The organism is Afipia sp. GAS231, from assembly GCF_900103365.1.
Classification (GTDB): Bacteria; Pseudomonadota; Alphaproteobacteria; order Rhizobiales; family Xanthobacteraceae; genus Bradyrhizobium.
Genome location: NZ_LT629703.1, coordinates 5527160 through 5552375, shown reverse-complemented (window position 1 = coordinate 5552375; position 25216 = coordinate 5527160). Strand labels below are relative to the sequence as shown.

Genomic DNA, 25216 nt, shown 5'->3' with positions numbered 1-25216 from the left:
TACCCGCGAAGGCGGGTATCCAGTAATCGCCGGCGTCTGCAGGAGCCCAGATGTCACGGCGTACTGGATCATCCGCCTTCGCGGATGATGACAGTTACCGCGCATCCTCCAAAATCATGTCCGACGCCTTCTCCGCGATCATGATCGTCGGCGCATTGGTATTGCCCGACATCAGGTCGGGCATCACGGAGGCATCGACGACGCGCAGACCCTCGATGCCGCGCACCCGGAGCCGCTGGTCGACGACCGCCAAGGGATCGTTGCCCATCCGGCAGGTCGAGGTCGGATGATAGACCGTGCTGCCGGTGCGACGGCAGAAATCCAGCAACTCGTCGTCGCTCGCCACCTTCGGCCCAGGATCGACCTCGCCGACCGCGTAGGGTTTCAACGCCGGCGCCGCCAGAATCTTGCGCAGGATCCGGATGCCGTCGATGAAAGCCCGGCGATCGGTTTCGGTCGCGAGATAATTGATGCGGATTTCCGGCGGCACCGAAGCATCGGCGCTCCTGATGCGCAGTGAGCCGCGGCTCTCCGGCCGCAACTGGCACACCGAGGCGGTGAAACCGGATTGCGCATGCAGCTTCTCGCCCATCTTGTCGGTCGAGAACGGCAGGAAGTGGATCTGGATATCGGGTGACGCCAGCCGCGGACTGGTCTTGAAGAACGCGCCTGACGTTCCAGCCGCGATCGTCAGCGGTCCCTTGCGGAACGCCGCATATTGCGCGCCGGCCAGCATCTTGCGAATGGGATTGTTGACGATATCGTTCAGCGTGATGGATTGCGCGCACCGCGTCACCAGCCGCACCTGCATGTGATCCTGCAGATCGTTGCCGACGCCTTGCGCGTCGAGCACGACATCGATGCCGTGGCTCTTCAAGAGGTCCGCCGGTCCGACGCCGGAGAGCTGCAGCAATTGCGGCGAGTTGTACGCGCCGCTGGAAACCAGGATTTCCTTGCGCGCTTTGGCCGTGCGGAGCTGGCCTTCCTGTTTGTACTCCACCGCTTTGGCGCGGCGGCCTTCGAACAGGATGCGCTGCGCCAGCGCCGAGGTCTCGACGTGCAAATTGCCGCGCTTCAATGCCGGCCGCAGATAGGAGAACGCGGTCGAGGCGCGCCGACCGCGGCTTGTCGTGGTCTGGAAAAATCCCGCGCCTTCTTGCGTCGCGCCATTGAAATCGGGATTGGTCGGAATGCCGGCCTCGGCCGCGGCAACGACAAAAGCTTCCGACAGCGGATCGTGGTGGCGCCAGTCGGAGACCGGCAGCGGCCCGCTTGCGCCGTGATATTTGCTCTCGCCGCGCTGCTGGTTCTCGGCCTTCTTGAAATAGGGCAGCACGTCGTCATAGCCCCAGCCGGCATTGCCGCGCTGACGCCAGCGATCGTAGTCCTCGTGCTGGCCACGGACATACAAGAGACCGTTGATCGAACTCGAACCGCCCAGCACCTTGCCGCGCGGCTGAAACACCTGGCGACCGTTCAGTCCCGGTTCGGGCTCGGTCTGGTACATCCAGTTGACGGTCTTTTCCTTGAACAGTTTTCCGTAGCCGAGCGGCACGTGAATCCAGAGATTGCTGTCCTTGGGACCGGCCTCCAGCAGCAGCACCGAGTGCTTGCCGTCGGCGCTCAGGCGATTGGCGAGCACGCAGCCGGCCGAACCGGCGCCGACGACGACATAATCGAATTCGGCGGCGTCATTGTTGTTATTGTTCATTGGTTTCCTCCCGCGACACGAGAGGTAGCGGGGCCGCCACAGGCGGTCAATTGCCTCCCGGTCGCGGGCGCGGAAAAAACCGCGATCAATGATCGCGATTATGCCGGCTGCTTGGCAAGCTTCAGGAAGTCCGGCGGCCGGCGCTCGGCGAAGGCAGAGAAGGCTTCGCGCGCCTCCATGGTTTGCAGGCGTTTTGCAAATTGTTCGCTTTCGGCCAGGATCTGCGCCATCAGCACTTCCGGATTGCGCATCAGCCGTTTGGTCGTGCTGACGGCGCCAGCCGGCTGCCGGGCCAGACGAACGGCGAAAGCCCTTGCCTCGGCATCGAGCTTCTCCAGCGGCACCACCTTGTTGGCCAGCCCCCACGCCAATGCGGAACGCGCATCCACCGGCTCGCCAAGGGCGAACATTTCAAAGGCACGGGCATAGCCGATGCGGAGCGGCATCAGCAGGCTCGAGGCCGCTTCCGGCACCAAAGCCAGGTTGACGAACGGCGTTGAAAGCTGGGCATTCTCGGTCAGCACGACCAAATCGCAATGCAGCAGCATCGTGGTGCCGACGCCGACCGCGCGCCCCTGCACGGCCGCGACCAATGGACGGCTCGATCGTGCGAGCGCCTGCAGGAAGCGGCTGACATGCCGCTCGCCATGCGAACCACCTGCGGCAATGGCGGCGAATTCGCCGACGTCGTTGCCGGCAGTGAACATGTCCCCCTCGCCTCGGATCAGCACGACGCGAACGCTGTCGTCGGTCTCTGCGCCTTCGATCGCGTCGGCCAGCGCGCCGTACATCGCGTTGGTCAGCGCGTTCTTCTTGTCGGGCCGCGCCATCGTCAGGCTGAGAACGCCGCCGTTGTTTTCGATCTTGATATGTTCCGTCACTGATCTTCTCCTCTGGGAAAACTGGTTTGCAGGCTGGTCAGCCAGCGCGCCACGACATCGATTTCGGCTTCACTGAATCCGGCGGTGAGCCGCGCATTGACTTCGGAAAGTCCGGCCTTCGCCCGCGCCGCCGCCGCACGACCGGCCGGCGTCAGCCACAGCCGCCACGCCCGCCCGTCATCGGGATCGGCGCGCCGCTGAATCAGGTTCGCCGCCGTCATTCGGTCCACCAATCCGCTGATGCCGGGCGGGCCGAGATCGAGCGCCGCCCCCGCCTCGCCCATCAGCACACCGTCGCGCTGACCGAGGACAAACAGCAGGCCGGACTGCGCCGCCGTTACCCCGCTGGCATCGGTCTGCGCCGCCATCCAGCGCTGCAAGCGGCGCTGGGCGACATTGAGCAGGAACACCAGCCGGGGCTCGCGGGATTTAGTTCGCATGCGAAGTATCTAGGCCAACATGAGGCCGTTGTCACCTTGATTCTGAGGGAAGCAGCAGTAACGTTGCCGCGAGGCGGCCTTCAGTGCACCCGAAGCGCCTCGATCAGCGACTTGAACGCGCGGCTGTATTCGCTGCCCGCCTTGAGAACGTCCGACCGGCCGGCGCAGGCGACGGCGGCTTCGGTCGCGGCCCCGAGCAGCAGACGCGCCAGCGGCTCGGTCGGCTGCCGCGCGATCAGTCCGGCATCCATCGCGGCGGTGAGTGCGAGCGGAAATTTGCCGCCAAAGTGCCGTGCGTCGATATCGCGCCAGCGCTCCCAGCCGAGCACCGCCGGGCCGTCGCGCAGGATGATCTGGCAGATCGGTCCCTTCGCGCATGCGGCAAAATAGTGCTGCGTGCCTGCGACCATCGCTGCCAGCACATCCTTTTCCGTTCGCACCGCACGATCGATGTCGGCGACGAGGTCGCGCGAGACCACGTCGAACACCGCTTCGAATACCGCCTCCTTGGTCGCGAAGTGATGATAGACGGCGCCCTTCGCCACCTGCGCGGCCTGCGCGATGTCGTCGATGGTGGTGGCGGCAAAGCCGCGGTCGCCGAACAGGCGGCGTCCCGCCTTCAGGATCGCCTCCGTTGTCGCCGCACGCCGCTCCGCCTGTTTCGCCATCGAATTTGTCTAGTCGAAATTCACCGCGACGGCCAGTTGACTTTCCGACCTTTGGTCGGTATTTACCGACTTATAGTCGGTTTATATCCAAACGAGGTCACGCCATGCCCAGCCGTCAAACCGTCGAAGCTTTCGTCGCGCTGGTGGAAGCCGGCGACTATGTCGGCGCGATCGAACATTTCTACGCGCCCGACGCCTCGACGCGGGAGAACATCGGCGAGCCCGTGGTCGGTCGCGACGTCCTGATGGCCAAGGAGCGCGGCGTGATGGCCGGGTTCAGGAAGATCGAGGCCTCGCGCATTGGGCCCGTCCTGATCGACGGCGACACCGTGACGGCGCGTTGGAAATTTACCTTCACCGGCATGGATGGATCGTCGCGCACCCTGGAAGAAATCGCCTGGCAGACCTGGCGCGGCGACAAGTTGATTGAAGAACGCTTCTTCTACGATCCGCGTCAAATGGCGCAATGAGACGAGACCTCAAAAAATCGATTTTCGATTGACGACACCGGAATAACCAGCCAAGCTGCCCGTTATGAGCAGTATCGGGTTGAGTTTTGGCGACGATCTGGCCGGCGACCGGCCCAGAAGCCTGACGTCGGCTGTTCAGGAGCGGCTCCGGGCCGATATTCTTTCGACCCGGCTGCTGCCCGGCCAGAAGCTGCATATCGCGGGGCTCGCCAAGCGGTTTTCCGTCAGTCTTGCCGCGGTTCGCGAAGCCTTGTCGCGCCTCGTCGCCGACGGGCTGGTGCAGGCCTCCGACCAGCGCGGCTTCCGCGTCAGCCCGGTCTCACCGGCCGACCTCAAGGACGTCACGCAGACCCGCGTCGATATCGAGGGTCTGGCGTTGCGACGCTCGATCGAGCATGGCGACCAGGCATGGCTGGCGTCGGTCGAGCAGTCTTTCGCGGCACTCTCGGCCGTACCCTACACCTACCCGGATGATCCGACCCATCATTACGAGGAATGGGTGGTGCGCCACGGCGTCTTCCACCGGACGCTGGTGAACGCCTGCGGCTCGCCCTGGCTGCTCGGGTTTCGCGACGTGTTGCACGAGCAGAGCGAGCGCTATCGCCGGCTATCGATCCGGCGCAACAACGAACAATCCCGCAACGTCGAGGCCGAACACGCCGCGATCGTGCATGCCGTGCTGAAGCGCGATCCGGACGCCGCAGTCGAGGCACTCTCGAAGCATTTCATGACGACCATGCATCTGGTCGAACTTGCGACTCCCAAACCACCGGCGAAGATCGACACCGCCTGATCGAAAATTTCGAAAAACTAATCCAAATCAAAAAAAGCAGAGGGAACGTCACCATGAGTTTCACACGGCGTCACGTGTTGACCACGATTACGGCAGCCGCCCTGCTCGGCACGTCGGTGATGGCGCAGGCCGCGGACACGGTTCGCATCGGCCTTCCGACCAAGACCTATTGGCCGACCACGATCGCGGAGACCGCGGTCAAGCAAAAACTGTTCGAGAAGGAAGGCATCACCGCGGAACTGACGATCTATCGCGGCGGCGCCGAGACGTTCGAGGCGATGGCCGCGGGCGCCGCCGACGTCATCCTCGACGCGACGTCGCTGGCTGCGGCCGGACGCAAGAAAGGCGTGATGTCGAAAGTCGTCGCCAACGCCGCCATGGGCTACTACGGCTGGCAGTTGATGGTGCTTGCCAAATCGACGGCGGGGGTCAAGGACCTCAACGCCAAGAAGGTGGCGATCACCTCGGCGGGCTCCGGCTCCGACCTGCTGGCGCTGTGGACCATTCAGGACAAGAAGATCGACTTCACCCGGGTGCCGGTCGGCGGCGGCGGTCTGGTGCCGAACCTGCTCGCCGGCAATGTCGACGCAGCCGTGGTCTATTCGCCGCTGAGTTTCCAGATTTCCAAGTCCGGCGAAGCCAAGACCATTCTCGATTATTCCAAGGAAGTGCCGCCAAATCTCGCCGCCGGCTGGATCGTGCTCGACAAATACGCGCAGGAGAAGCCGCAACTGGTACAGAAGACGCTGAACGCACTCTATGGCGCGTTGATGTTCATGCGCGACAACAAGGACGTCACCGTCAAGCTGATCTCCGAACTCTACGAAATTCCCGTCGAGATCGCCGCGCTGGAATATGACGCCACCATCATGCATCTGGAAACCGACGGCAGCATGAGCGGGCCGAAGATCCCGGATGAGGTTCAACTGGCGCTCGACATGGCCAAGGCCGGCGGCATGAAGGATCTGGCGCCGGCGGCCGAGGTGATCTCGACCCAATTCAAGCCGGTTCCGACAAAACCTTGAGGCGACTTCGATGCAAGGGATCGGTGTAAAGGCGGCGCGGGTCGCGATTGTGGTGGCGCTGTTCGCGATATGGGAAATCCTGTCGCGAACCGGCCTCGTCAATCCGCGGCTGCTCCCCTCCGCGTCCGACACGCTGTCGACGCTCGGCGACCTCCTGCAGCGCGCGAGCGTCCGCAAGGATCTCGTGGTGACCGCGACAGAGGTCGTGACCGCGTTCGCGCTGGCGGTTCCCTTTGGCGCACTGATCGGCTTTCTGATCGCCGAGAACCGCTATTTTGCCGACGTGGCAAAACCCTTGCTGTTTTTCGCCTTCAGCATTCCCAAGTCGATCTTCCTGCCGATGTTCATCCTGGTGTTCGGGGTCGGCTTTTCGCAAAAGGTCGGCTTCGGCTTCTTCTCGACCATCTTCATCGTGATCATGTCGACCACGACGGCGGTCGACTCGGTGAAGGTCGAACATCTCACGGTCGCCCGCTCCTATGGCGCGACCTCGATGCAAACCGCGTTCCGGGTCTATCTGCCGAGCATGCTCCCGGTGCTGCTGGAGGCGTTGCGGATCTCGATGATCTTCAACCTGACGGGGGTCATCCTCGCCGAAATGTACGCCTCGCGCGACGGCATCGGTCACCAGATCGCGACCTGGGGCGAGAATTTTCAGATGAAGCAGTTGCTGGCCGGCGTGATCATGATCGCCGTGATCGCCATCAGCTTCAACGAACTGGTCAGATGGGTGGAAACACGATGCAGCCATTGGCGAACATAACCCCGCTGAAGCCGGCCGGCGCGATCGAGGTCCGCAATGTCGGCCAGATCTTCAGGACCCCGACGCAGGACGTCACCGCCCTCGAAGAGGTTTCGCTCGACGTCAAACCCGGCCGCTTCGTCGTGCTGGTGGGCCCGAGTGGCTGCGGCAAGTCGACGCTTTTGATGATGATGGCCGGCCTGCGCCAGCAGACCTCGGGCACCATCACCATCAGTGGCGCGCCGATCCCGGAGCCGGATCCAAATCGTGTCGGTGTGGTGTTCCAGGAGGCCAGCCTGTTTCCGTGGCTGACGGCGGAGGAGAATGTCGAATTTCCGCTGGCGCTGCGCCGCGTTGCCAAGGATGAGCGCCGCGCCAAGGCGCAGGATGCGCTCAAGCTCGTCGGCCTTGACGGCTTCGGCAGCCGTCATCCGCACGAACTGTCCGGCGGCATGAAGCAGCGCGTCTCGATCGCGCGCGGCCTGGTGCAGGACCCGCCGGTGCTGCTGATGGACGAGCCGTTCGCCGCCCTCGACGAGCAGACCCGCATGACCATGGGCGACGAACTGTTGCGGATCTGGGCCGCCACCGGCAAGACCGTGGTGTTCGTCACCCACAGCCTGACCGAGGCGGTTTATCTCGCCGACGAAGTGATCGTGATGTCGCCGCGGCCCGGCCGCATCGTCGACCATCTGCAGGTCTCGCTGCCGCGCCCGCGCACCTATGAGATGCTGAGCGGCGACGCCTTCGGCCGGATGCGCGACCGCATCTGGCAGCACATTCGAAAATCGGCATGAGGCTCGGATGACCGCGACAACCCTTCGCAGACTGATCGTGATCGGCCTGATTGCGCTGTGGGAAATCCTGCCGCGCGCCGGCCTCATTCCCGAACTGTTTCTGCCCTCGCTGTCCTCGACGCTGGCAGCCGGCTGGAGCGAGGCCGCGGAATACGGCCACGCGCTGGCGGTGACGCTCTATGAGGTCGCGATATCGATGGCGTTCGCTTGCGGCGGCGGCATCCTGCTCGGGGCCGTCGTCGGTAGCCTGCCGCGGCCGCGCATCCTGATCATGCCGATGGTATCCAGTCTTTACGCAGTGCCGCTCGTCATCCTTTATCCGGTATTCACAGTGTGGCTCGGCATCGGCTCGGAATCCAAGATCGCGTTCGCGTCGATCTATGGCTTCCTGCCGACGATGCTCGCCACCGCGGCCGGGATCCAGACCATCGATCCGCAGTTGCTGCTCGCCGCGCGCAGCATGGGCGCGACGCTGAGCCAGCGGCTGGTGCGGGTGATCATTCCGGCCGCGATCCCGACCGTGCTGTCGGGACTGCGGGTTGGCGGCGCGCTGGTGATCGTCGGCGTCGTCGTGTCCGAGATGCTGATTTCGTCCGCCGGCATCGGTTACCTGATCTCGCGCTACCGCACCATTCTCGACAGCCCGCATGTCTTCGCCGGGGTGCTGCTGGTGCTGGCGATGGCGATCGCCTTCAACGCCGGCATCAAATGGATCGAGCGCAAGGCCGCGATCTGGCAGACCGGATCGCGCGCCGGTCAGCGCGCCGCCGACGAACTCACTGCCGGCACCCTGCAGCCAGCGACCTGACGGAGTAATGGTGTGTTCGACCTGACGCTGACATTCGACAATGGCCCCGAGCCCGGCGTCACGCCGCGCGTGCTCGACATCCTGCATGAGCGCGGCATCAAGACCACGTTCTTCGTGATCGGCGAAAAGCTCGGCGATCCCGTGCGTAGACAGCTCGCCGTGCGCGCCCATAGCGAAGGCCACTGGATCGGCAATCACACCTTTACCCACACCGTGCCGCTCGGGCAGCAGCGCGATGCCGCCACGGCCCAGAACGAGATTGGCCGGACCCAAGCCGCCATCGGCGACCTCGCACATCCCAAGCGCTGGTTCCGTCCGTTCGGCGGCGGCGGCAATCTCGACGACCGGCTGCTGAAGCCGTCCGTCGTCGATTACCTCACCGACCACAAGCATAGCTGCGTGCTGTGGAACGCGATTCCGCGCGACTGGAACGATCCCGATGGCTGGGTAGACCGCGCGCTGGAACAATGCCGGTCACAGCCGTGGAGCCTGATGGTGCTGCACGATTTACCTGGTGGCGCGATGAACCATCTCGAACGTTTTCTCGACCGCGCCGCGGAGGCCGGCGCGCGCTTCCACCAGGATTTTCCGCCCGGTTGCGTCCCGATCCGTTCGGGCGAGATCGTGCTCCCCATCCACGCCTATGTGTCCAACATCGAAGAGAGTGTCACACCATGAAGATCGCAAGTTTCAAAGCGGGTACCATCGCAACCTGGGGCCTCGTCACCGACGCAGGGATCATCGACGCCGGCAAGCGGCTGAAGGCCTATCCGACGCTGAAGGCGCTGCTCGCGAATGGATCGCTTGGCGAATTGAACGCGCTGAAAGGTGAACGCGCGGACTACACGCTGGCCGAAATCGAGCTGCTGCCGACCGTGCCCGACCCGGACAAGATTTTTTGCATCGGCGTCAACTACGCGACGCATCTGGCCGAAAGCGGCCATCCCACCCCGCCGCACCCGATGATCTTCACCCGTTTCGCCAACAGCCAGGTCGGCGGCGGCCAGCCGATGATCCGGCCGCCGGAATCCGAACGCTTCGATTATGAAGGCGAAATGGCGGTCATCATCGGCAAGGCCGGCCGCCGCATTTCACGCGAGGCCGCGCTGTCCCATGTCGCAGGCTACGCCTGCTACAACGACGGCAGCATCCGCGACTGGCAGCGCCACACCTCGCAATTCGCGCCCGGCAAGAATTTCGTCGGCACCGGCGGCTTCGGGCCGTGGATGGTGACGACGGACGAAATCCCCGACATCTCCAAGCAGACCATCGCAACCCGCCTCAACGGCGTCGAGGTGCAGGCCGCACCGATTTCGGACCTCGTGTTCGACGTGCCGGCGTTGATCGCCTATTGCTCGACCTTCACCGAACTCGTCCCCGGCGACGTCATCGTCACCGGGACCACCGGCGGCGTCGGCGCCTATCGCACGCCGCCGCTCTGGATGAAGGAAGGCGACGTCGTCGAGGTCGAGGTTTCCGGCATCGGCGTGCTGCGCAATCCCGTCAACGACGAGATTGCGGCGAAGGCGACGCGGGCGGCCTGAACCAACAAGAAACAAGAAGAGCAAGGAGACGATCATGAACCTGCCAAAGCACCTGTTGCCGACCACGGTGGTCGGCAGCTATCCGCAACCGGAATGGCTGGTCGACCGCGCCATGCTGTCCAAGGTGGTGCCGCGCACGCGCATGCATGCGATGTGGCGGCTGCCGGCCGAACATCTGGAGGAAGCCCAGGACGACGCCACCGTCGTTGCTATCAGAGACATGGAGCGCGCCGGCATCGATGTGGTCACCGATGGCGAAATCCGCCGCGAAAGCTATTCCAACCGTTTTGCCACCGCGCTTGACGGCATTGATGCCGACAATCCCGCCCTCATCACCGCGCGCAACGGCACGCAAACGCCGGTACCGCGCGTGATCGGCCCGGTGAAGCGCGGCCGTCCGGTCGAGCTGACCGACATGGAGTTCCTGCGCAGGAATACCGACCGTGCCGCCAAGATCACCCTGCCCGGCCCGTTCACGATGAGCCAGCAGGCCAAGAACGAGTTCTACAAAGATGACGAGGAACTGGCGATGGCGTTCGCCGCGGCCGTCAACGCCGAGGCGCTCGACCTGCAAAAGGCCGGCGCCGACGTGATCCAGCTCGACGAGCCCTGGGTGCGCAACAATCCGGATCTGGCACGGCGCTATGCGGTCAAGGCGATCAACCGCGCCTTACAAGGAATCACGGTGCCGACGGTGGTGCATCTGTGCTTCGGCTATGCCGCTGTTGTGCCGGGCTCCACCAAGCCGGCCGGCTACTCATTTCTGGCCGAACTCGCCGACACCAGCGCCGAGCAAATTTCGATCGAGGCGGCGCAACCAAAACTCGATCTTGGCGTGCTGAAGGACCTGTCGTCGAAGAAGATCATGCTCGGCGTGCTCGACCTCGGCAATCCCGAGATCGAGACGGCGGAGGTCGTGGCTGATCGTATCCGCAATGGTCTCAAGCATGTCGCAGCCGATCGCCTTGTCGTCGCGCCCGATTGCGGCATGAAGTACATGGCCCGCCATGTTGCATTCGGAAAGCTGAAGGCGATGTGCGATGCGGCGGCGACGGTGCGTAAGGAGATCAGCTAGACCGGCGGCATTTTTTGACGCGTTTTCTTCACGCGAACCGGTACCCACCCCCGGATCAAGTCCGAGGGCATGCTTCGCTCGAAAACGCTATGTCAAAGCAGCTTGGCGCGGACGAACAGCGCGCGGAGCGCGTTGGTCGCCTGCACCGTCAACATCGCATTCCCGGCAGCGCGCTGCAGGGCGCCGACCGCATCGGCGTGCAGCGCGCGGAATTCGATCCACTCGATGCTGCTGAGATTGGTGATGAAGCGATAGGCCTGACCGACGGTCCCGATCGACACCGTCTGCCCGTTCAGACTGATCTTGAAAATTGCCCGTAGTGGCGTGTCGGAATCGGAAGCTCCGTCCGCGATAACGGTCATGACGGAGAGGTCGAGCGCCGCGACGCGGTGAGGCCCTCGCGAAGGTTCGGCACCACGACGAGACGCGTGACCTCGCCGTTGTTGTACGCCTTCAGGAACCTGTCGTATTCCCTGATCGAGACGCAGCCGTTGGAATCGCCGTTGGGGCCGAGCATGTAGCTGTGGACCAGCAGGCCCGACCGGCCGAGCGCGTCGCTATCGCCGACCGGCGTCATGCGCAGCGCTGCAACGCCATGGAACAGCTTTTCTCGCGGCTTCAGGTCGTAGACGGCCGGCGGCGTCGCTCCGACCATGCGTTGGTTCACGTGCGAGGGATCGTCCATCAGGCTGCCGAGGCCGGAATGCGCCTCAAGCCTCGCGCCGTTCGGCAGGTACACCGCGCGTGCCGAAATGTCGTAGACGGCGGTAAGGTTGTCGTAGCCCAGTGCGCCAAGATCAGGCTTCTCGGCAAACAATCCGTCGCCGGGCGTCAGCGAGGCCAGGGTGAAACGCATCGGCATCAGGTCGGCCAGTTTCTGGAATGCGGTACGGCTATCCGACGGCGCCGGCGGCGGTGGATCGTTTCTCGCCTGAAGATTGGCTTCGACCGGCCGCGACCGCGGCATCGGCACTGCCGCAATCTCCGCCGTGGACGCGGGCGGAGTGGCCGGGCCGCTGCTGTCGCGCAACTTGCCGATCAGCAGGCTTTCGATGTGATTGAACTCGGCGTCGAAATCGGCGCGCGGCGAACGGGCGACGGGGCGCGAGGGATAGCTGATCACGGACGCGCTGCGGGTCGGGCCCGAACCGAACCGGTCGTCGAACGAGGTCAGACCGGCGACGGACGAGTTCGCGCCGGCGACATTGGCGGATGCCGGCTTGTGGATCCAGCGGGCGAGATCGAAATCGGTGATCGAGGCAGCCAGCACTGATGCCATTGCGATCGCAGCGAAGGCGAACGCCGCCTTGGCGAACAATGGGGCACCGCGGCTCGACGCAAGCCTGGCATTTCTCGTCGTGAAGCTATCCATCCGTCCCCGGCTCGGCGCTCCGAAATCACCCCTGATTCGTAAGGGATTCACCGAATAATTGCCAATATAATGCAAACCAAAACAAGGCATAATCGAGACAGGCGGTGACCGCCACCACCCCCCCGGGCCACGTCATGGTAAACCGGCCGACCGTCCCACGGCCAACGGCCAACGGCCAACGGCGTGAAATAGCTGCCACAATTCAGGGCTGGAGGCCCGGATTCGTATTGGGAGCGGGCGCCGGCTCCATTTCGGCCTGTTCCGGCAGCTTTTCCGCGTGCACGGCCAGCGCCTCGCCGATCCAGATCGGATCGGCCAGATGGTCCCGCCGCGGGTTGGTGGTGTTCGGATGCACCAGGACGCTCAGCCTGCCATGGTTGAGCATCAGCCAGGGGACGAATTCGGGAAAGATCTCCCTGGCGAACGCCACCTGATACATCGCCTGGTCGTGGGGCCCGACCTTGACGTCGTGCCAGCGCCCCAGCGTGACCGAAAAGCGTTCGCCGATCCAGCTGCGCAATTGCTCGGCCTCGGCCCGCGTCGTCGCCGGATCGTAATAGATATGGGCGTGGTAGCTCGCGATCTCACCCGTCGATCGCGGACCCGTTTCCGCTGCACCGGTCATGTCATCCGCTCCACGCCATCGCCGCTTCGAATGCCGGCCGCGATGATCGCTGCAACCTGAGGCGTGGTCAATCCACGCGCCCGTCAGCGCCCGCCGACTTCGCGAATCGCCCTGGAGCCGTCCCAACCGATGGCGGCCTGCCTGATCCGCTCGAAGAACGCGCCCTTGGTGCCGCTGATGTCGGATATTTCGATCACGGTGCCCGGATGGAATTGCGTATCGAAATAGGCGAAGCGGCCCTGCTCGCCACCGATCTGGCCTTCGTGCCCGACCTTGTAACCGAGCGAGAGCGCACGGTCGTAGAGCGACTGGTAATCCCTCGACCAATACGACATGTGCTGCAGCCCTTCCCGGCCGGCGTCGAGAAACTCCTTGTACATCGACGGCGCATCGTTGCGTTGCTGGATCAACTCGATCTGCAGATCGCCGGAATTGGCAAGCGCGATGCTCATCTCGACGTCGGAGTCTTTTCCGCGGTGACGGAAATAGTCGGTCTTGACCCGATCCATGTAGTACCAGGGCCCGACCCCCATCACGTTGATCCAGTGATCCATGGCGGCGCGGATGTCGCGGACCACATAGCCGTTCTGGGCAACCCCACCGAAAATACGGCTCATGTCGCGCTTACTTCCCCTTGAACAGCACCGGAAGCTGGCGCGGCCCGCGCACGGTGCCTTCCGACCATTTCACCTCACCCGCCGGATCCAGCTTGAAATCCGGAATCCGCTTCAGCCATTCCTCGATCGCGACCGTCATCTCCATGCGCGCGAGGTTGGAGCCGACGCAGCGGTGAATGCCGAGGCCGAAGGCGGCATGGCGGTTTTCCTTGCGGTCGATCACCACTTTGTCGGCGTCCGGGAACATGGCCGGATCGCGGTTCGCAGCCGGGAATGACAGCAGCACCATATTGCCCGGCTTGACCGGGCAACCGCTGATGGTGGTTTCCCCGATCACTTCGCGGGCCATCGTCACCGGCGAATAGGCCCGCAAGAATTCCTCGATCGCAGTCGGCATCAGTTCGGGCTCGGCGATCAGGCGGTCGCGGTCGGCGGGCGTCTTCGCCAGATGCCACAACGAGGCGCCGATCCCGCTCCAGGTGGTGTCGATCCCGGCGATCAGAAGCAGCCGCAGCGAGCCCAGCACATGCATGTCCGACAGTGGCTGACCGTCCCTGTCCCTGGCGTTCATCATTGTTGAAATGAGGTCGTCGGTCGGGTTCTTCTTCCGCGCCTCGATATGTCCGGCGAAATAATGAGTCATTTCATGGACTGCCCGCATCAGGGCGGCATCGTCCTTGATGCCGAGCTCGAGAATTTCGTGGATCCACTTGATGAAGAGATCGCCGTCCTTTTCGGGAATGCCGAGCATGTGGGCGATCGCCCGAACCGGAATGTTCTTGGTATAGCGCGCCGCGGCGTCGCATTTGCCGTCCGCGATGAACTCGTCGATCAGTTCGTTGCAGATGGCGCGAACCCGCGGCTCCAGCTTCTTCATCGCATCGGGTGTAAAGGGCGGCAGCAGCAATTGCTTGGCGGGCTTGTGTTCCGGCGGATCTGACGTGATCGGCGGCGCCGTATTGGTGATCGGCGGCCGGACGTCGCGCACGATGACGCGGCGGGAAGAGAAATGCTCGGTGTCGTAGGCGATTTCCTTCACCGCCTGATAGGTCGTCGGCAGATAGCAGCCGAGGAAGCGCTTGGTGTGGACCACCGGACATTCGTTGCGCAGTTCGTCCCAGATCGGAAACGGATCTTCGGTCCAGCGCGGATCGGTATGGTCGAAATCATTGACCCAGTCCGCGACCGGGGGATGTTCGGGCATGACGCTGACGGTGTCGGACATCGGAAAATTCCTTCGGCTTCGTTCGTTCAAAACGGGATAAGCGGAATTGATTGGGACCGATTACTCTTCGGTCACTTCGATCGCGATTTCCGGGCAGTTGGTCTGGGCGAGCCAGGCCTTGTCTTCCAGGCCTGATGGCACCGAGCCGTCGCCGATCTCATGCGCATTGCCGAATTCGTCGAGATTGAACAGTTCGGGCGCCAGTGATTTACAGCGCGCGTGGCCCTGACATTTGTCCTGGTCGACGCGGATTTTCAGCTTTCCGGTCATGGCAAGCGTTTCCCTCTGTGGCGCGCTTGGCTGCGCGTGTACTGTTTGTTGATTTCGGGCGTCGCCAGCCGGCTGGGCTGGCGCACGTCGAAGTTATGGCCTATTACATTCGTTCTATGGTAGTGCTGTCAAGCAAATTGTTAGAACTGTTATAGGATCGTGAGACCAAATGCCGCCTCGACCTGCACGCAAAGCGCTCAACGCCTACCACCACGGGGATCTCCGCGATGCCCTGGTTCAGGCTGCGTTGCAGGAAGTCGAACTCGGCGGCCCGGAAGCGATCAATATCAGCGCGCTGGCGAAAAAGCTCGGCGTCTCGCAACCGGCGCCCTACAAGCATTTTGCCGACCGCGAGACATTGCTGGTCGCCGTCACGGCGGAAGCCTTCCGGCAGTTCAGCGCCATGCTGCGGGCGTCGATCGCCGAGCCGTCGAAGCGTTCGAAACTGTCGCGCTTTGCGCAACTCACGCTGGATTTCGGCCTGCGTCGCAACGGCGTCTACCGCCTGATGTTCGCTTCGCGCGTCATGGCCTGCGCCCCGAAGGGCAGCGAGCTTCATGTTGCTGCGATGGAGACCTTCGACCTTTTGGTGGAAGCGCTGGAAGCGCCTGCGATCGGATATTTGCGCGAGCGCAGCGCCTTGAAGATCTGGGCCTCGCTGCACGGCGTGGTGATGCTGGCGGAACAGGGCCTGCTCACCGGCGAGGTCGGCCATACCAGCCGGGAAGAATTGGTCGAGGAGATCGTCGAGCAGACCAAGCTGGCGCTGTCGGTGGCGATCGAGGCAGCCAAGACGGCCGGGTGAAATCCAGCGCCGGCCCTAATTGTGACCGGCTCCGGCAGTCCTGCGACATCCGGCTTCCTGACACTGCCGTGGAATGTTAGCGTCCGTCCTCGGAACAGCAGTTTCCAACAGGGAAAGAACGACGATGGCCGAAACCAAGATCGATGTGGATCCGCCCCAATCCGTCGCCGTTGCCACCACGCGGTCGATCGAGCTGACCCAGGTCGCGACGCGAAGCGAACACGATCTGATCGGCAACGCCGACGTTCCCGCCAACGCCTATTGGGGCGTCCACACCTTGCGGGCCGTGGACAATTTCCCCATCACCGGCGTTCCCGTCGGTCATTTTCCGGACCTGGTGCGGGCGCTGGCGCTGGTGAAGCAGGCCGCGGCGCGCGCCAACCGGCGCCTCGGGCATCTGCCGCCGGCGAAAGCCGACGCCATTGACCGCGCCTGCGATTTGATCGCCAAGGACGGACGCTTCCACGACCAGTTCGTGGTCGACGCCATTCAGGGCGGCGCCGGAACCTCCACCAACATGAACGCCAACGAGGTCATTGCCAACGTGGCGCTCGAACTGATGGGGAAACACAAGGGCGACTATGCCGCGCTTCATCCCAACGACGACGTCAACATGGCGCAGTCGACCAACGACGCCTATCCGACGGCGCTGCGGCTTGCGATCATTTTCGCCGCCGCCCCCCTGATCGCGGCGCTCGACGAACTCGCCTTTGCCTTCAAGTCGAAAGCCGTCGAGTTCGGCGACATCCTCAAGATCGGCCGCACCCAGCTTCAGGACGCCGTGCCGATGACGCTGGGCCAGGAATTCGATGCCTATTTTGCCACCATCAAGGAAGACGTCGCGCGAATAAGGGAAGCCGCAGCGCTGTTTCGCGAAGTCAATCTCGGCGCCACGGCGATCGGCACCGGCATCAATGCCGATCCGCGCTATGCCGCACTTGCGATCGAGGAACTGGCGCGGGCTTCCCATGAACCGATGGTGCCGGCCAGCAACCTGATCGAGGCGACCTCCGACATGGGCGCCTTCGTCCTATTCTCCGGCGTGCTGAAACGCGTCGCGGTCAAACTGTCGAAGATCTGCAACGACCTGCGTCTGCTGTCGAGCGGCCCGCGTGCGGGTTTTGGCGAGATTCGGCTGCCGACGGTGCAGGCGGGATCCTCGATCATGCCCGGCAAGGTCAACCCGGTGATCCCCGAAGTGGTCAACCAGGTCGCCTATATGGTGATCGGCCACGACCTCACCGTGACGATGTGCGCCGAAGGGGGACAGCTTCAGCTCAACGCCTTCGAGCCCACGATCGGCTACTGCGTGCTGTCATCGCTGCGCACGCTGACGGCAGCGATCAACACCTTGACGAAGAAATGCGTGGTTGGCATCGAGGCCGACCGCGAGCGTTGCCGCGCACTGGTCGAGGACAGCATCGGGCTCGTGACCGCGCTGGTCCCCGCTTTGGGCTACGAAACCTGCTCGCGGGTCGCCAAGCAGGCGCTGGCGCAAAAGCGCCGGGTCGCCGACATCGTGCTGGAGGAAAAGCTGCTGACGCCGGAACAGATGGAGCGTCTGTTCCGTCCGGAGGCCATGACCTCTCCTGCCCGTGCGCGGTAGGGAAAGCGAGCGCAACTCAATCCGGCGAGTAGCCTGCAGCGTTACTTCTTCGCCGCCGCCTCGGCCAGCAGATCATTGAACTCTTTCAACGCCGCCGACGCCGGTTTGCCGCGGGTATCGAGCGTTGTCGCCCACTCCTGGCCGACGCCCTTGAGCTTCTCTTTCATCTGGGCGCGGGTGTCTTCCGGGATCGCCACAAAGGTGACGCCGGATTTCTGCAAGTGCGCGCGCGTGTCGATCAGCTCCTTGTCGACCTCGGCGCAGACTTTCGGCACGATAGCCTCGGATGCTTCGTCCATCGCCTTCCTGACGTCGTCCGGAAGGCGATCCCAGACCGCCTGGTTGATCGAGTAGGCGACGATGAAGCTGCCGAAGCTGACGCCGTCGGTGGTGTATTTGATCAATGAGTCCATGCCGTAGGCGACGACGCTTTCCATCGCGAACAGCAAGCCGTCCATGGTGCCACGCGTCAGCGACTCATAGGCATCGGGCGCCGCCATGCGCACCGGCACCGCGCCGAGCGCGCGCAAGGTGAGGTCCTGCGCGCCGCCGGTGGTGCGCAGCTTCAATCCCTGCATGTCCTTCATGGTCTCGATCTTCTGCTTGGTCGTGAACACCGGATAGGGCGGCAGCACGACTTCCATCAGCAGCCGGATCTTGTTCGGCGCGTATTCCTGGGCCGCCAGAACACCCTGGCGCGCGCTCTTCCAGTAGGCGAGGCCGCCCTGGCAACTGGTATCGAAGGCTTCCGGTAACTGCGCCACCTCTGACAGCGGCATTTTGTCGGACACGTAGGACGGCCCGATGTAGCCGATATCGACGACGCCGGATTGCGTCAGGCGGAGCATGTCGGTCGCCTTGCCCAGTTGCTGGTTGGGATAATAGCTGAACGTGACGGCGCCGTTGGTTTTACGGGTGACCTCGTCCATCCAGGGTTTCAGCATCAGCCGCACCAGGTAGTGTCCGGCGGGAAACGAGTCCGCCACACGCAGTTCCAGCGCCTGCGCGGGGACCGCGACACTCGCCGTCAGCATCAGCAACCCCGCCAACCGAAACATCGGCTTTATTTTGGCTCGCATGGCGATCCCCTTGTTGCGTTGCTAGACGCCGAGATAGGCGCGCTGAACATAGTCGCTCTTGACGAGTTCCGGTCCCGGACCGCTCAAGGCGATGCGGCCGTTCTCCAGCACATAAGCGTAATGGCAGAGCCGTAGCGCGAGGCTGGCATTCTGTTCGACCAGCACGATCGACAGGCCCTCCTCCCTATTGATGGTCTGGATCAGGCGCCCGATCTCCTGCACCATGATCGGCGCCAGACCGAGCGAAGGCTCGTCCAGCAACAGCACCTTCGGCGCCGCCATCAGCGCGCGGGCGATTGCCAGCATCTGCTGTTCGCCGCCCGACAACGAGCCGGCCATCTGGTCTCGCCGTTGCCGGAGCTTTGGAAAGAACTCGAACATCCGTTCGACCGATTGGTGCAGATGCGCGCCCTGCGGCTGCAGATAGCCGCCGACCAACAGATTGTCGTGCACGCTCATGCGCGGAAATACCCGTCGCCCCTCGGGCGACAGCGCGATGCCGCGCGCCACGATTTCGGGCGGCGACATGCCGTCGATCCTTGTGTCGCCAAAGCTGATCTCGCCCTTGCTCGGCGACCTCAGCCCCATGATCGCGCGCAAGGTGCTGGTCTTGCCGGCGCCGTTGCTGCCCACCAGTGACACGATCTGCGCTGGTGCCACGTCGAGGCTGATGCCGCTGAGCGCGACGCGGCTGCCGTATTCGACGTGCATATCCCGGATACAAAGCGCCTGGCTCATCCGACCTCCTCGGAGCCGAGGTAGGCCTCGATCACCTTGCGATTGGCGCGAATGTCTGATGGCCCGCCCTCGGCGATCAACTCACCGTGGTCAAGCACGACGATGCGGTGGCACAGTCCCATCACCAGCCGCATGTGATGCTCGACCAGCAGCACGGCGACGCCCTCGGTTTCGTGGATTTGGCGGATCAGGCGGCCGAACTCGGCCGCCTCCTCCGGATTGAGCCCGGCGACCGGCTCATCGAGCATCAGAAGCGTGGGGTTGGCGGCAAGCGCAATCGCGACGCCGAGCCGGCGCTGACCGCCATAGGACAATTCGCCGGCGCGCCAATCGCGGTAGGGCGTGAGTTGCAGCCGATTGAGCAACACACCGCAACGTTCACCGGTCGCCGTCAGCGTGGCGCGTGCGGCACGGGTGTTGAACACCGAACTCAGCATCGACACCGGCGTGGTCGCGAACGCGCCGCGCATGACGTTTTCGATCACGGTGGCATCCGGAAACACCGTGGTGGCCTGGAACGTCCGCACCAGCCCTTCGCCGACGATGGCGCTCGGCTTCTTGCCGACGATGCCGTGCCCCTTGAACCGGATCGCGCCTGATGTCGGCGCCATCACGCCGCTGACGACATTGAAGCAGGTGGTCTTGCCGGCGCCGTTGGGGCCGATCAGTCCGACGATCTCGCCTTTGTTCACCGCGAATGAGACATCCTTCAGCGCATTCAATCCGCCGAAACGCCGGCTGATGCCATCCACTTCCAGCAAGGCGGTCATTTCGGCGCCTCCGCTCCGGAAGTTTTCCTGAACAGCGAGCGTCCGATCGAGACCAGACCGTTCGGCAGGAACAGCAATACTGCGAGCAGGATCGCGCCGTAGACGATATGTTGCGCCCCGACCAGGCCGCGCAACAGTTCCGGCAACGGCGTCAGGAACAGCGCGCCGAGCACGCCGCCGAGCAGCGTCTGCCGGCCACCGACGACCAGCATGGTGATATAGGCAATCGAATCGTTGAAGGTGAAGCTGTCCGGCGACAGGAAGCGGATGTAATGCACCATCGTCGCCCCGGCAGCCCCCGCGATGCCGCTGCCGAGCGCGAAGGCGATGATCTGATAGTGACTGACATCGATGCCAGAGGATTCGGCGAGCCGTACGTTTTCCGCGATCGAACGGAACGCCCGGCCATATTGCGACCGCATCAGGGCCCAGACGAAGATCAGGACGATGATGAACGCGGCCAGTGCAAAATAATAGAACCGCAGCCGGGTCGACAGCGGAAATCCGAACAACGAAATCGCGGGAATGCCAAGCAATCCATTGGCGCCGTGGGTGACGCTTTCCCAATTGAGCGCAATCAGCGTGAACACCTGCCCGGCGAGGAACGTGACCAGTACGAAATAGACGCCGCGCAGGCGCAGCAGGATTTTGCCGAGCAACGCTGCCGCAAGCCCGGTCACCAATCCGGCAAGCACGATGCCGAAGATCGGTGGAATCTTGAATGTCAGGGCCGCAAGCGCCGAGACGTAGGCGCCGGCGGCAACGAACGCGGCATGCCCGAGCGAGATCTGTCCGACCGCCGCGATCAGGCCGAGGCTGACCGCAAAGATCGCATTGAGCAGCATCAGATTCGCCAGATGAATATAGAACTGGTTTGCGGTCAGTTGCGGTAGCACCAGCGCCGCCGCTAGCACGACGGCGATGGCCGCACGCGGCAGCATACGGTTGCGCGCCGCCGGCGCAGACCCATCGCGGCCGATGGCGGATGATGATCCCTCCACCTCAGGCCTCCCTTTGTCCCAACAGGCCGGCGGGCCGGACCAGCAGGATCAGGATCACGAGCAGAAGCTGCAGGATGTCGGACACCAGCGATCCGAAGATCGTGGCGGTAAAGCTCTCGATCATGCCGAGCATCAATCCACCAACCACAGCACCCGGCACCGAGCCGAGACCGCCGAGAATGACGACGACGAACGCCTTGAGCATCGGCGTCAGTCCGACAAACGGCGACACCGAGAATACCGGACCCATCAGGGCGCCGGCGAGCGCCGCGAGCGCCACGCTCAGCCCGAACGCCAGCGGATAGATGGTGTTGACCCGAATGCCCTGCAGCAGCGCGGTTTCGGTATCCTGGGCAACGGCTCGCATTGCGCGCCCGAGGCGGGTTCGCTGCATGAACAGCCAGAAAGCGACGAAGATCACCGCTGCCGCCGCGATGACCACCAGCCGCGACCACGGAAAACTGAATGGGCCGATCGCCAGCGTGCCGGTGACGATGTCGGGCATCGCGCGCGGCGCCGGTCCCCACAGCAGCACGGCACCGTTCTGAATGATGACGGAAATCGCCAATGTTGCGATCATTCCCGACATTTCATCGGCGCGAAACGGCTGGATCAGGGTTCGCTCGATCAGCATGCCCAAGATGCCGACCGTCACCGCCGCGATCGCCAGGCAGACGACGAACGGCATTTCCCAGTAGACATAGGTAAAGAACGCCGTGAACGCGCCGAGCATATAGAACTCGCCATGCGCGAAGTTGACCACGCGCATGATCCCGAACGTCAGCGTGAAACCGACCGCCATCAGCATGTACATCGCGCCGATGACGAGACCGTTCAGCGCCGCCTGCGCCAGAAGTATCGAATAGTCCAAACCCGTTCTCCCGCGTCAGGCCGCAGCACTCAGTTGCGAAGCCTGCGCTATTCGCACACCACAGGCGTGCATTTGGCGACGACATGGGCTTCGCCGCCTTTGAGCAGTGCGACGTAGAAGGGAGCATCGAGCTGCTGGTTCGATTTCCATTGCGCCTGCCCGATCCAGTTCACCTTGCCGAGCACGCTGTCGAAATCCTTCAGGCCCAGCACCGCCTCGCGGACCTTGTCCACGTCGGTCACCGTTCCGGCCTTCTGCATGCCGGCGAACAGCATCTGCACGTTGGCATAGAAGAACGGACTGAAGGCGTTGAGCGGAACCTTGTATTTGGTCTCGAACCGCCTGGTGTACTCCTGGATCGATGCAAGCTCCGAATTGATCGGCTGATGCACGTAGACGTTTTCGGTCGCCTCCTTGCCCGCGATCTTCAGGATGTCCGCGGTGGCGTCGCCGCCGGTTCGGATGATCGGACCCTTGAAGCCGAGCTCGCGCAACTGCTTGACCAGCAGGCCTGCGGTCTGCGGCGAATTGCCGTCGAGCTCGAAGGCATCGATGTTCTGCGCCAGCACGCGCGTCAGCAACGGCACGAAGTCGACGCGCTCGCGCTCGAAGAATTCCTTGGCGACGAACTTGGCGCCGACCGCCTGGTAGGCGGCCTCGTTGGCGGCGCCGACCTGCTGCCCGGATTCGTCGTTCGGGAACAGACCGCCGACGCGCTTGGCGCCGAGCTTCTGAACCACCCACTTGATCTGCGGATCGGAGAACACGTCCGACGGAATCACCGGCCGCAGGCTGTATCTGTACTCGGCCGACAGCGCCTTCGGCGTGAACGCCATCGTCATGGTGATGACCTTGTTTTCGGTCGAGACCGGAAGCAACGCCAGCGCCGGCGCCGAGCCGAGCGGACCGACCACGTACTTGACGCCGTCGTCGAACACGAGGCGGTTGAACGCGGTCAGGGCGTCGGCGGCCTTGTAGTGATCGTCATAGGCGATGACCTCGACCTGGTACTTCTTGCCGCCGACCTCGAGGCCGCCCTTGCTGTTGACCTCCTCGGCGGCGAGTTCGGCCGCGCCCTGCATCGCGATGCCCCACGCCGTTCCGGCGCCGGACAGCGTCGCCAGCACGCCGAGCTTCAGGGCTTCGGCTCCGGCAGCATGGGAAGAGACGGCAAAGACCGACGACAGAAGCGCGACCTTCAGAAATCCACGCATGGCTACCTCCCTGGTGTCGGGAGCGGTCAAGGCCGCCCTCTCACGATCTCGCTGTTGATGGCTTCCGTCGGCGCAAGGCGCGACGGGCAGCGTCGAACCTAGCCCGCCGCCTTGACGAAAGTCAACTGTTGACAGTTTAACGCCCGTGTCGGAAACATTCGGGCGGCGTAGCGCCGCAGCGACCCTGTTCAGGAGCCTGATGACCGACGGCCAACGAGCAAACAGTTCGGACAGCAAGACCTTTCCGGCCTAAACCCATTCAACCGGGAAGTCCGGGCCGCTATACGAAAAGAAGAAACACAGCACAGGTGAAGGCCAAATGACCTATCTGGTCGCCCATGACTTGCCGACGCTGCCGGCCGGCGAGCGTTTTCGAAAGCTGCTGCAACGTCCCGGCATCCTGCAGATCCCCGGCGCCTATTGCGGCCTCGCGGCGCTACAGGCCAAGGCCGCCCGGTTCGAGGCGCTGTATCTGTCGGGTGCTGCGATGTCCGCCTCGATGGGGCTGCCGGACCTCGGCATTCTCACCATCGAGGACGTCTGCTTCTTTGTCCGTCAGGTGGCTCGCGCCTCGCAGCTTCCCGTGCTGGTGGATGGCGATACCGGCTTCGGCGAGGCGCTCAACGTGATGAACATGGTTCGCGCGTTCGAGGACGCCGGCGCTGCGGCGGTCCAGATCGAGGACCAGATCCTGCCGAAGAAGTGCGGTCATCTCAACGACAAGAAGCTGATTGCGCCCGAGGATATGGCCGCGAAAATCGCCGCCGCCGCCAAAGCCCGCCGGCACCTCTATGTCGTGGCCCGGACGGACGCCGCCGCCGACGAAGGGCTCGACAGCGCGATCAACCGCGCAAAACTCTATGTCGAGGCCGGCGCCGACGCGATCTTCCCGGAAGCCCTCCATGACCCCGAGGACTTCCGCAAGTTTTCCGAAACCATCAAGGTGCCGCTGCTGGCCAACATGACCGAGTTCGGGCGAACACCGTTCATGACGGCTTCCGAGTTCGAAGCGCTCGGCTACAAGATGGTGATCTGGCCGGTCAGCGCGCTGCGGATGGCGGCAAAGGCGCAGGCCGATCTCTATGAGGCGATCCGCAACGACGGCGGCACCCATCACCTGATCGACCGCATGCAAACCCGCGCAGAACTCTACGCCACCATCGGCTACCACGAATACGAGGCGCTGGATTCGTCGATCATCACGTCGGTGACCCCGGAGGGCATGCCGCAACGGTCAACCGGCAAGTAGATCGCAGTAGTCCAAGCGAAGCGCGGAGCTACCTTCGCGCCAACGCGGCGGCCCTGCCGCCCTTGCCGGACAGTGTGGTCGCGGTCTTCGGCTTCCGCAGCGGCGCAACCGGGGCGGCTTCCTGCCGAGCGGCCGCTTCCCGCATCTGCTCCTCGACATAGACGCGCGCGTTGCCGATATGCAGACGCATTTTACGTTCGGCTTCGACGGGGTCCCGCTTCATCAGCGCTGCGACGATATCCTTGTGCTCGCGCAGGGCCTGCTTGGCGCGTCCCGGCTTGGTAGAGGATTTGTAGCGATAGACCCGCAGCAGATAGTAGAGGTCCTCGCACAGCATCTGGACCAGCCGCGCGTTGCGGCTGCCCTTCACGATCCGGAAGTGAAAATCGAAGTCCTTCGACTCCTGGTAATAGCCGGTGCCTTCCTGGACGCTCTTCTGCTGCTGGTGCTGATCGAGTAGTTCGGAAAGCGCTTCCAGCTCCTCGTCGGTCATGTTCTTGGCGGCAAGCCCGCATGCCAGCCCTTCCAGCGCTTCGCGCACCTGCAGCACCTCATAGAGATCGCCGGGTGACAGGCTGGCGACGCGGACGCCGATGTTCGGCGTCCGCTGCAACAGCTTGCGGCCTTCGAGCCTGCGGATAGCTTCGCGCAACGGGCCACGGCTGACGCCCAGCGACGCGGCCAGCGCCTGCTCGCTGATCTTGCTGCCTGGCTGAAGATCGCCGCTCATGATCGCAGCTTCGATCCGCTCTGCGAGAGCGTCCACCAATGATTGCGCGGAAATCTTGCTGCTCAAAATGCCGTTCATGAAAACCTTCCA

General features: G+C 63.5%; 29 protein-coding genes. 12 read left to right on the top strand and 17 right to left on the bottom strand.

Annotation, left to right across the window (positions count from 1 at the left end):
* Positions 1-94: 94 nt before the first annotated feature.
* The 4 genes from BLS26_RS26305 to BLS26_RS26290 all read right to left on the bottom strand — a co-directional run bounded on the left by BLS26_RS26305 (position 95) and on the right by BLS26_RS26290 (position 3700).
* The gene (locus BLS26_RS26305) at positions 95-1711 is read right to left on the bottom strand and encodes a GMC family oxidoreductase (RefSeq protein ID WP_092515471.1); all 1617 of its coding nucleotides are present in this window, start codon (positions 1709-1711) and stop codon (positions 95-97) included.
* A gap of 98 nt (positions 1712-1809) precedes the next feature.
* The gene (locus BLS26_RS26300; RefSeq protein ID WP_092515470.1) at positions 1810-2592 is read right to left on the bottom strand and encodes an enoyl-CoA hydratase; all 783 of its coding nucleotides are present in this window, start codon (positions 2590-2592) and stop codon (positions 1810-1812) included.
* Entirely contained in the window at positions 2589-3032 is a 444-nt protein-coding gene (locus BLS26_RS26295; protein WP_092515469.1) for a MarR family winged helix-turn-helix transcriptional regulator, read from the bottom strand. The genes BLS26_RS26300 and BLS26_RS26295 overlap by 4 nt, the downstream gene beginning before the upstream one ends.
* 80 nt (positions 3033-3112) lie before the next feature.
* Entirely contained in the window at positions 3113-3700 is a 588-nt protein-coding gene (locus BLS26_RS26290) for a TetR/AcrR family transcriptional regulator (protein WP_092515468.1), read from the bottom strand.
* A 104-nt stretch (positions 3701-3804) separates the two neighbouring features.
* Between BLS26_RS26290 and BLS26_RS26285 the strand changes: the two genes are divergently transcribed.
* The 9 genes from BLS26_RS26285 to BLS26_RS26245 all read left to right on the top strand — a co-directional run bounded on the left by BLS26_RS26285 (position 3805) and on the right by BLS26_RS26245 (position 10954).
* A complete protein-coding gene (locus BLS26_RS26285; RefSeq protein WP_092515467.1) occupies positions 3805-4170 on the top strand; it encodes a nuclear transport factor 2 family protein in 366 nt (121 codons plus the stop codon).
* A 64-nt stretch (positions 4171-4234) separates the two neighbouring features.
* Positions 4235-4963, top strand: coding sequence for a GntR family transcriptional regulator (locus tag BLS26_RS26280; RefSeq protein WP_092515466.1), 729 nt, complete (start codon positions 4235-4237; stop codon positions 4961-4963).
* Between the two features lie 53 nt (positions 4964-5016).
* Entirely contained in the window at positions 5017-5988 is a 972-nt protein-coding gene (locus BLS26_RS26275; protein ID WP_092515465.1) for an ABC transporter substrate-binding protein, read from the top strand.
* Between the two features lie 10 nt (positions 5989-5998).
* On the top strand, positions 5999-6751 hold the full coding sequence (locus BLS26_RS26270) for an ABC transporter permease (RefSeq protein WP_092515464.1): 753 nt from the start codon (positions 5999-6001) through the stop codon (positions 6749-6751).
* Complete coding sequence (locus tag BLS26_RS26265) at positions 6730-7527, top strand: ABC transporter ATP-binding protein (RefSeq protein ID WP_244541692.1); 798 nt, start codon at positions 6730-6732, stop codon at positions 7525-7527. The genes BLS26_RS26270 and BLS26_RS26265 overlap by 22 nt, the downstream gene beginning before the upstream one ends.
* A gap of 7 nt (positions 7528-7534) precedes the next feature.
* Positions 7535-8335: an ABC transporter permease gene (locus BLS26_RS26260; RefSeq protein ID WP_092515462.1), complete on the top strand. Its 801-nt coding sequence runs from the start codon at positions 7535-7537 to the stop codon at positions 8333-8335.
* A 12-nt stretch (positions 8336-8347) separates the two neighbouring features.
* Positions 8348-9013, top strand: coding sequence for a polysaccharide deacetylase family protein (locus BLS26_RS26255; RefSeq protein ID WP_092515461.1), 666 nt, complete (start codon positions 8348-8350; stop codon positions 9011-9013).
* Entirely contained in the window at positions 9010-9879 is an 870-nt protein-coding gene (locus BLS26_RS26250) for a fumarylacetoacetate hydrolase family protein (protein WP_092515460.1), read from the top strand. Before BLS26_RS26255 ends, BLS26_RS26250 begins: the two co-directional genes overlap by 4 nt.
* A gap of 34 nt (positions 9880-9913) precedes the next feature.
* Positions 9914-10954, top strand: coding sequence for a uroporphyrinogen decarboxylase family protein (locus tag BLS26_RS26245; protein WP_172804704.1), 1041 nt, complete (start codon positions 9914-9916; stop codon positions 10952-10954).
* Between the two features lie 92 nt (positions 10955-11046).
* Here the strand turns inward: BLS26_RS26245 and BLS26_RS26240 are convergent, their stop codons facing one another.
* The 6 genes from BLS26_RS26240 to BLS26_RS26215 form a co-directional block, all read right to left on the bottom strand.
* Entirely contained in the window at positions 11047-11316 is a 270-nt protein-coding gene (locus tag BLS26_RS26240; RefSeq protein WP_371360671.1) for a hypothetical protein, read from the bottom strand.
* Positions 11313-12326: a DUF2778 domain-containing protein gene (locus BLS26_RS26235; protein ID WP_244541691.1), complete on the bottom strand. Its 1014-nt coding sequence runs from the start codon at positions 12324-12326 to the stop codon at positions 11313-11315. The genes BLS26_RS26240 and BLS26_RS26235 overlap by 4 nt, the downstream gene beginning before the upstream one ends.
* Before the next feature lie 202 nt (positions 12327-12528).
* Entirely contained in the window at positions 12529-12951 is a 423-nt protein-coding gene (locus BLS26_RS26230; protein WP_092515459.1) for a DOPA 4,5-dioxygenase family protein, read from the bottom strand.
* A gap of 83 nt (positions 12952-13034) precedes the next feature.
* Positions 13035-13568, bottom strand: a complete 534-nt coding sequence (locus tag BLS26_RS26225; RefSeq protein WP_092515458.1) for a VOC family protein — start codon at positions 13566-13568, stop codon at positions 13035-13037.
* A gap of 7 nt (positions 13569-13575) precedes the next feature.
* On the bottom strand, positions 13576-14793 hold the full coding sequence (locus tag BLS26_RS26220; RefSeq protein WP_092515457.1) for a cytochrome P450: 1218 nt from the start codon (positions 14791-14793) through the stop codon (positions 13576-13578).
* Positions 14794-14853: 60 nt separating this feature from the next.
* Positions 14854-15063 (bottom strand): ferredoxin, encoded by a 210-nt coding sequence (locus BLS26_RS26215; RefSeq protein ID WP_092515456.1) that lies wholly within the window; start codon positions 15061-15063, stop codon positions 14854-14856.
* Positions 15064-15232: 169 nt separating this feature from the next.
* On the opposite strand from BLS26_RS26215, the gene BLS26_RS26210 reads away from it, so the two are divergent.
* Together BLS26_RS26210 and BLS26_RS26205 are read left to right on the top strand one after the other, a co-directional pair.
* Complete coding sequence (locus BLS26_RS26210; protein ID WP_092515455.1) at positions 15233-15868, top strand: TetR/AcrR family transcriptional regulator; 636 nt, start codon at positions 15233-15235, stop codon at positions 15866-15868.
* A 124-nt stretch (positions 15869-15992) separates the two neighbouring features.
* Entirely contained in the window at positions 15993-17474 is a 1482-nt protein-coding gene (locus BLS26_RS26205) for an aspartate ammonia-lyase (protein WP_092515454.1), read from the top strand.
* Positions 17475-17515: 41 nt separating this feature from the next.
* Here BLS26_RS26205 and dctP read toward each other — a convergent pair whose 3' ends face one another.
* From dctP to BLS26_RS26175, 6 genes are read right to left on the bottom strand one after another with little or no spacing between them, the layout of a single operon-like run.
* The gene (gene dctP / locus BLS26_RS26200) at positions 17516-18532 is read right to left on the bottom strand and encodes a TRAP transporter substrate-binding protein DctP (protein ID WP_172804815.1); all 1017 of its coding nucleotides are present in this window, start codon (positions 18530-18532) and stop codon (positions 17516-17518) included.
* A gap of 42 nt (positions 18533-18574) precedes the next feature.
* On the bottom strand, positions 18575-19291 hold the full coding sequence (locus tag BLS26_RS26195; protein WP_092515452.1) for an ABC transporter ATP-binding protein: 717 nt from the start codon (positions 19289-19291) through the stop codon (positions 18575-18577).
* Positions 19288-20061, bottom strand: coding sequence for an ABC transporter ATP-binding protein (locus tag BLS26_RS26190; protein WP_092515451.1), 774 nt, complete (start codon positions 20059-20061; stop codon positions 19288-19290). The genes BLS26_RS26195 and BLS26_RS26190 overlap by 4 nt, the downstream gene beginning before the upstream one ends.
* Positions 20058-21062: a branched-chain amino acid ABC transporter permease gene (locus BLS26_RS26185; protein WP_157676593.1), complete on the bottom strand. Its 1005-nt coding sequence runs from the start codon at positions 21060-21062 to the stop codon at positions 20058-20060. The genes BLS26_RS26190 and BLS26_RS26185 overlap by 4 nt, the downstream gene beginning before the upstream one ends.
* 1 nt (position 21063) lies before the next feature.
* Positions 21064-21933 (bottom strand): branched-chain amino acid ABC transporter permease, encoded by an 870-nt coding sequence (locus BLS26_RS26180; protein ID WP_092515449.1) that lies wholly within the window; start codon positions 21931-21933, stop codon positions 21064-21066.
* 47 nt (positions 21934-21980) lie between these two features.
* A complete protein-coding gene (locus BLS26_RS26175; RefSeq protein ID WP_092515448.1) occupies positions 21981-23147 on the bottom strand; it encodes an ABC transporter substrate-binding protein in 1167 nt (388 codons plus the stop codon).
* 319 nt (positions 23148-23466) lie between these two features.
* Here BLS26_RS26175 and prpB point away from each other — a divergent pair, with 319 nt between their 5' ends.
* Positions 23467-24396 (top strand): methylisocitrate lyase, encoded by a 930-nt coding sequence (prpB, locus tag BLS26_RS26170; protein WP_092515447.1) that lies wholly within the window; start codon positions 23467-23469, stop codon positions 24394-24396.
* A gap of 28 nt (positions 24397-24424) precedes the next feature.
* On the opposite strand, the gene BLS26_RS26165 is transcribed toward prpB, so the two are convergent.
* Entirely contained in the window at positions 24425-25204 is a 780-nt protein-coding gene (locus BLS26_RS26165; protein WP_092515446.1) for a GntR family transcriptional regulator, read from the bottom strand.
* Between the last annotated feature and the right edge of the window lie 12 nt (positions 25205-25216).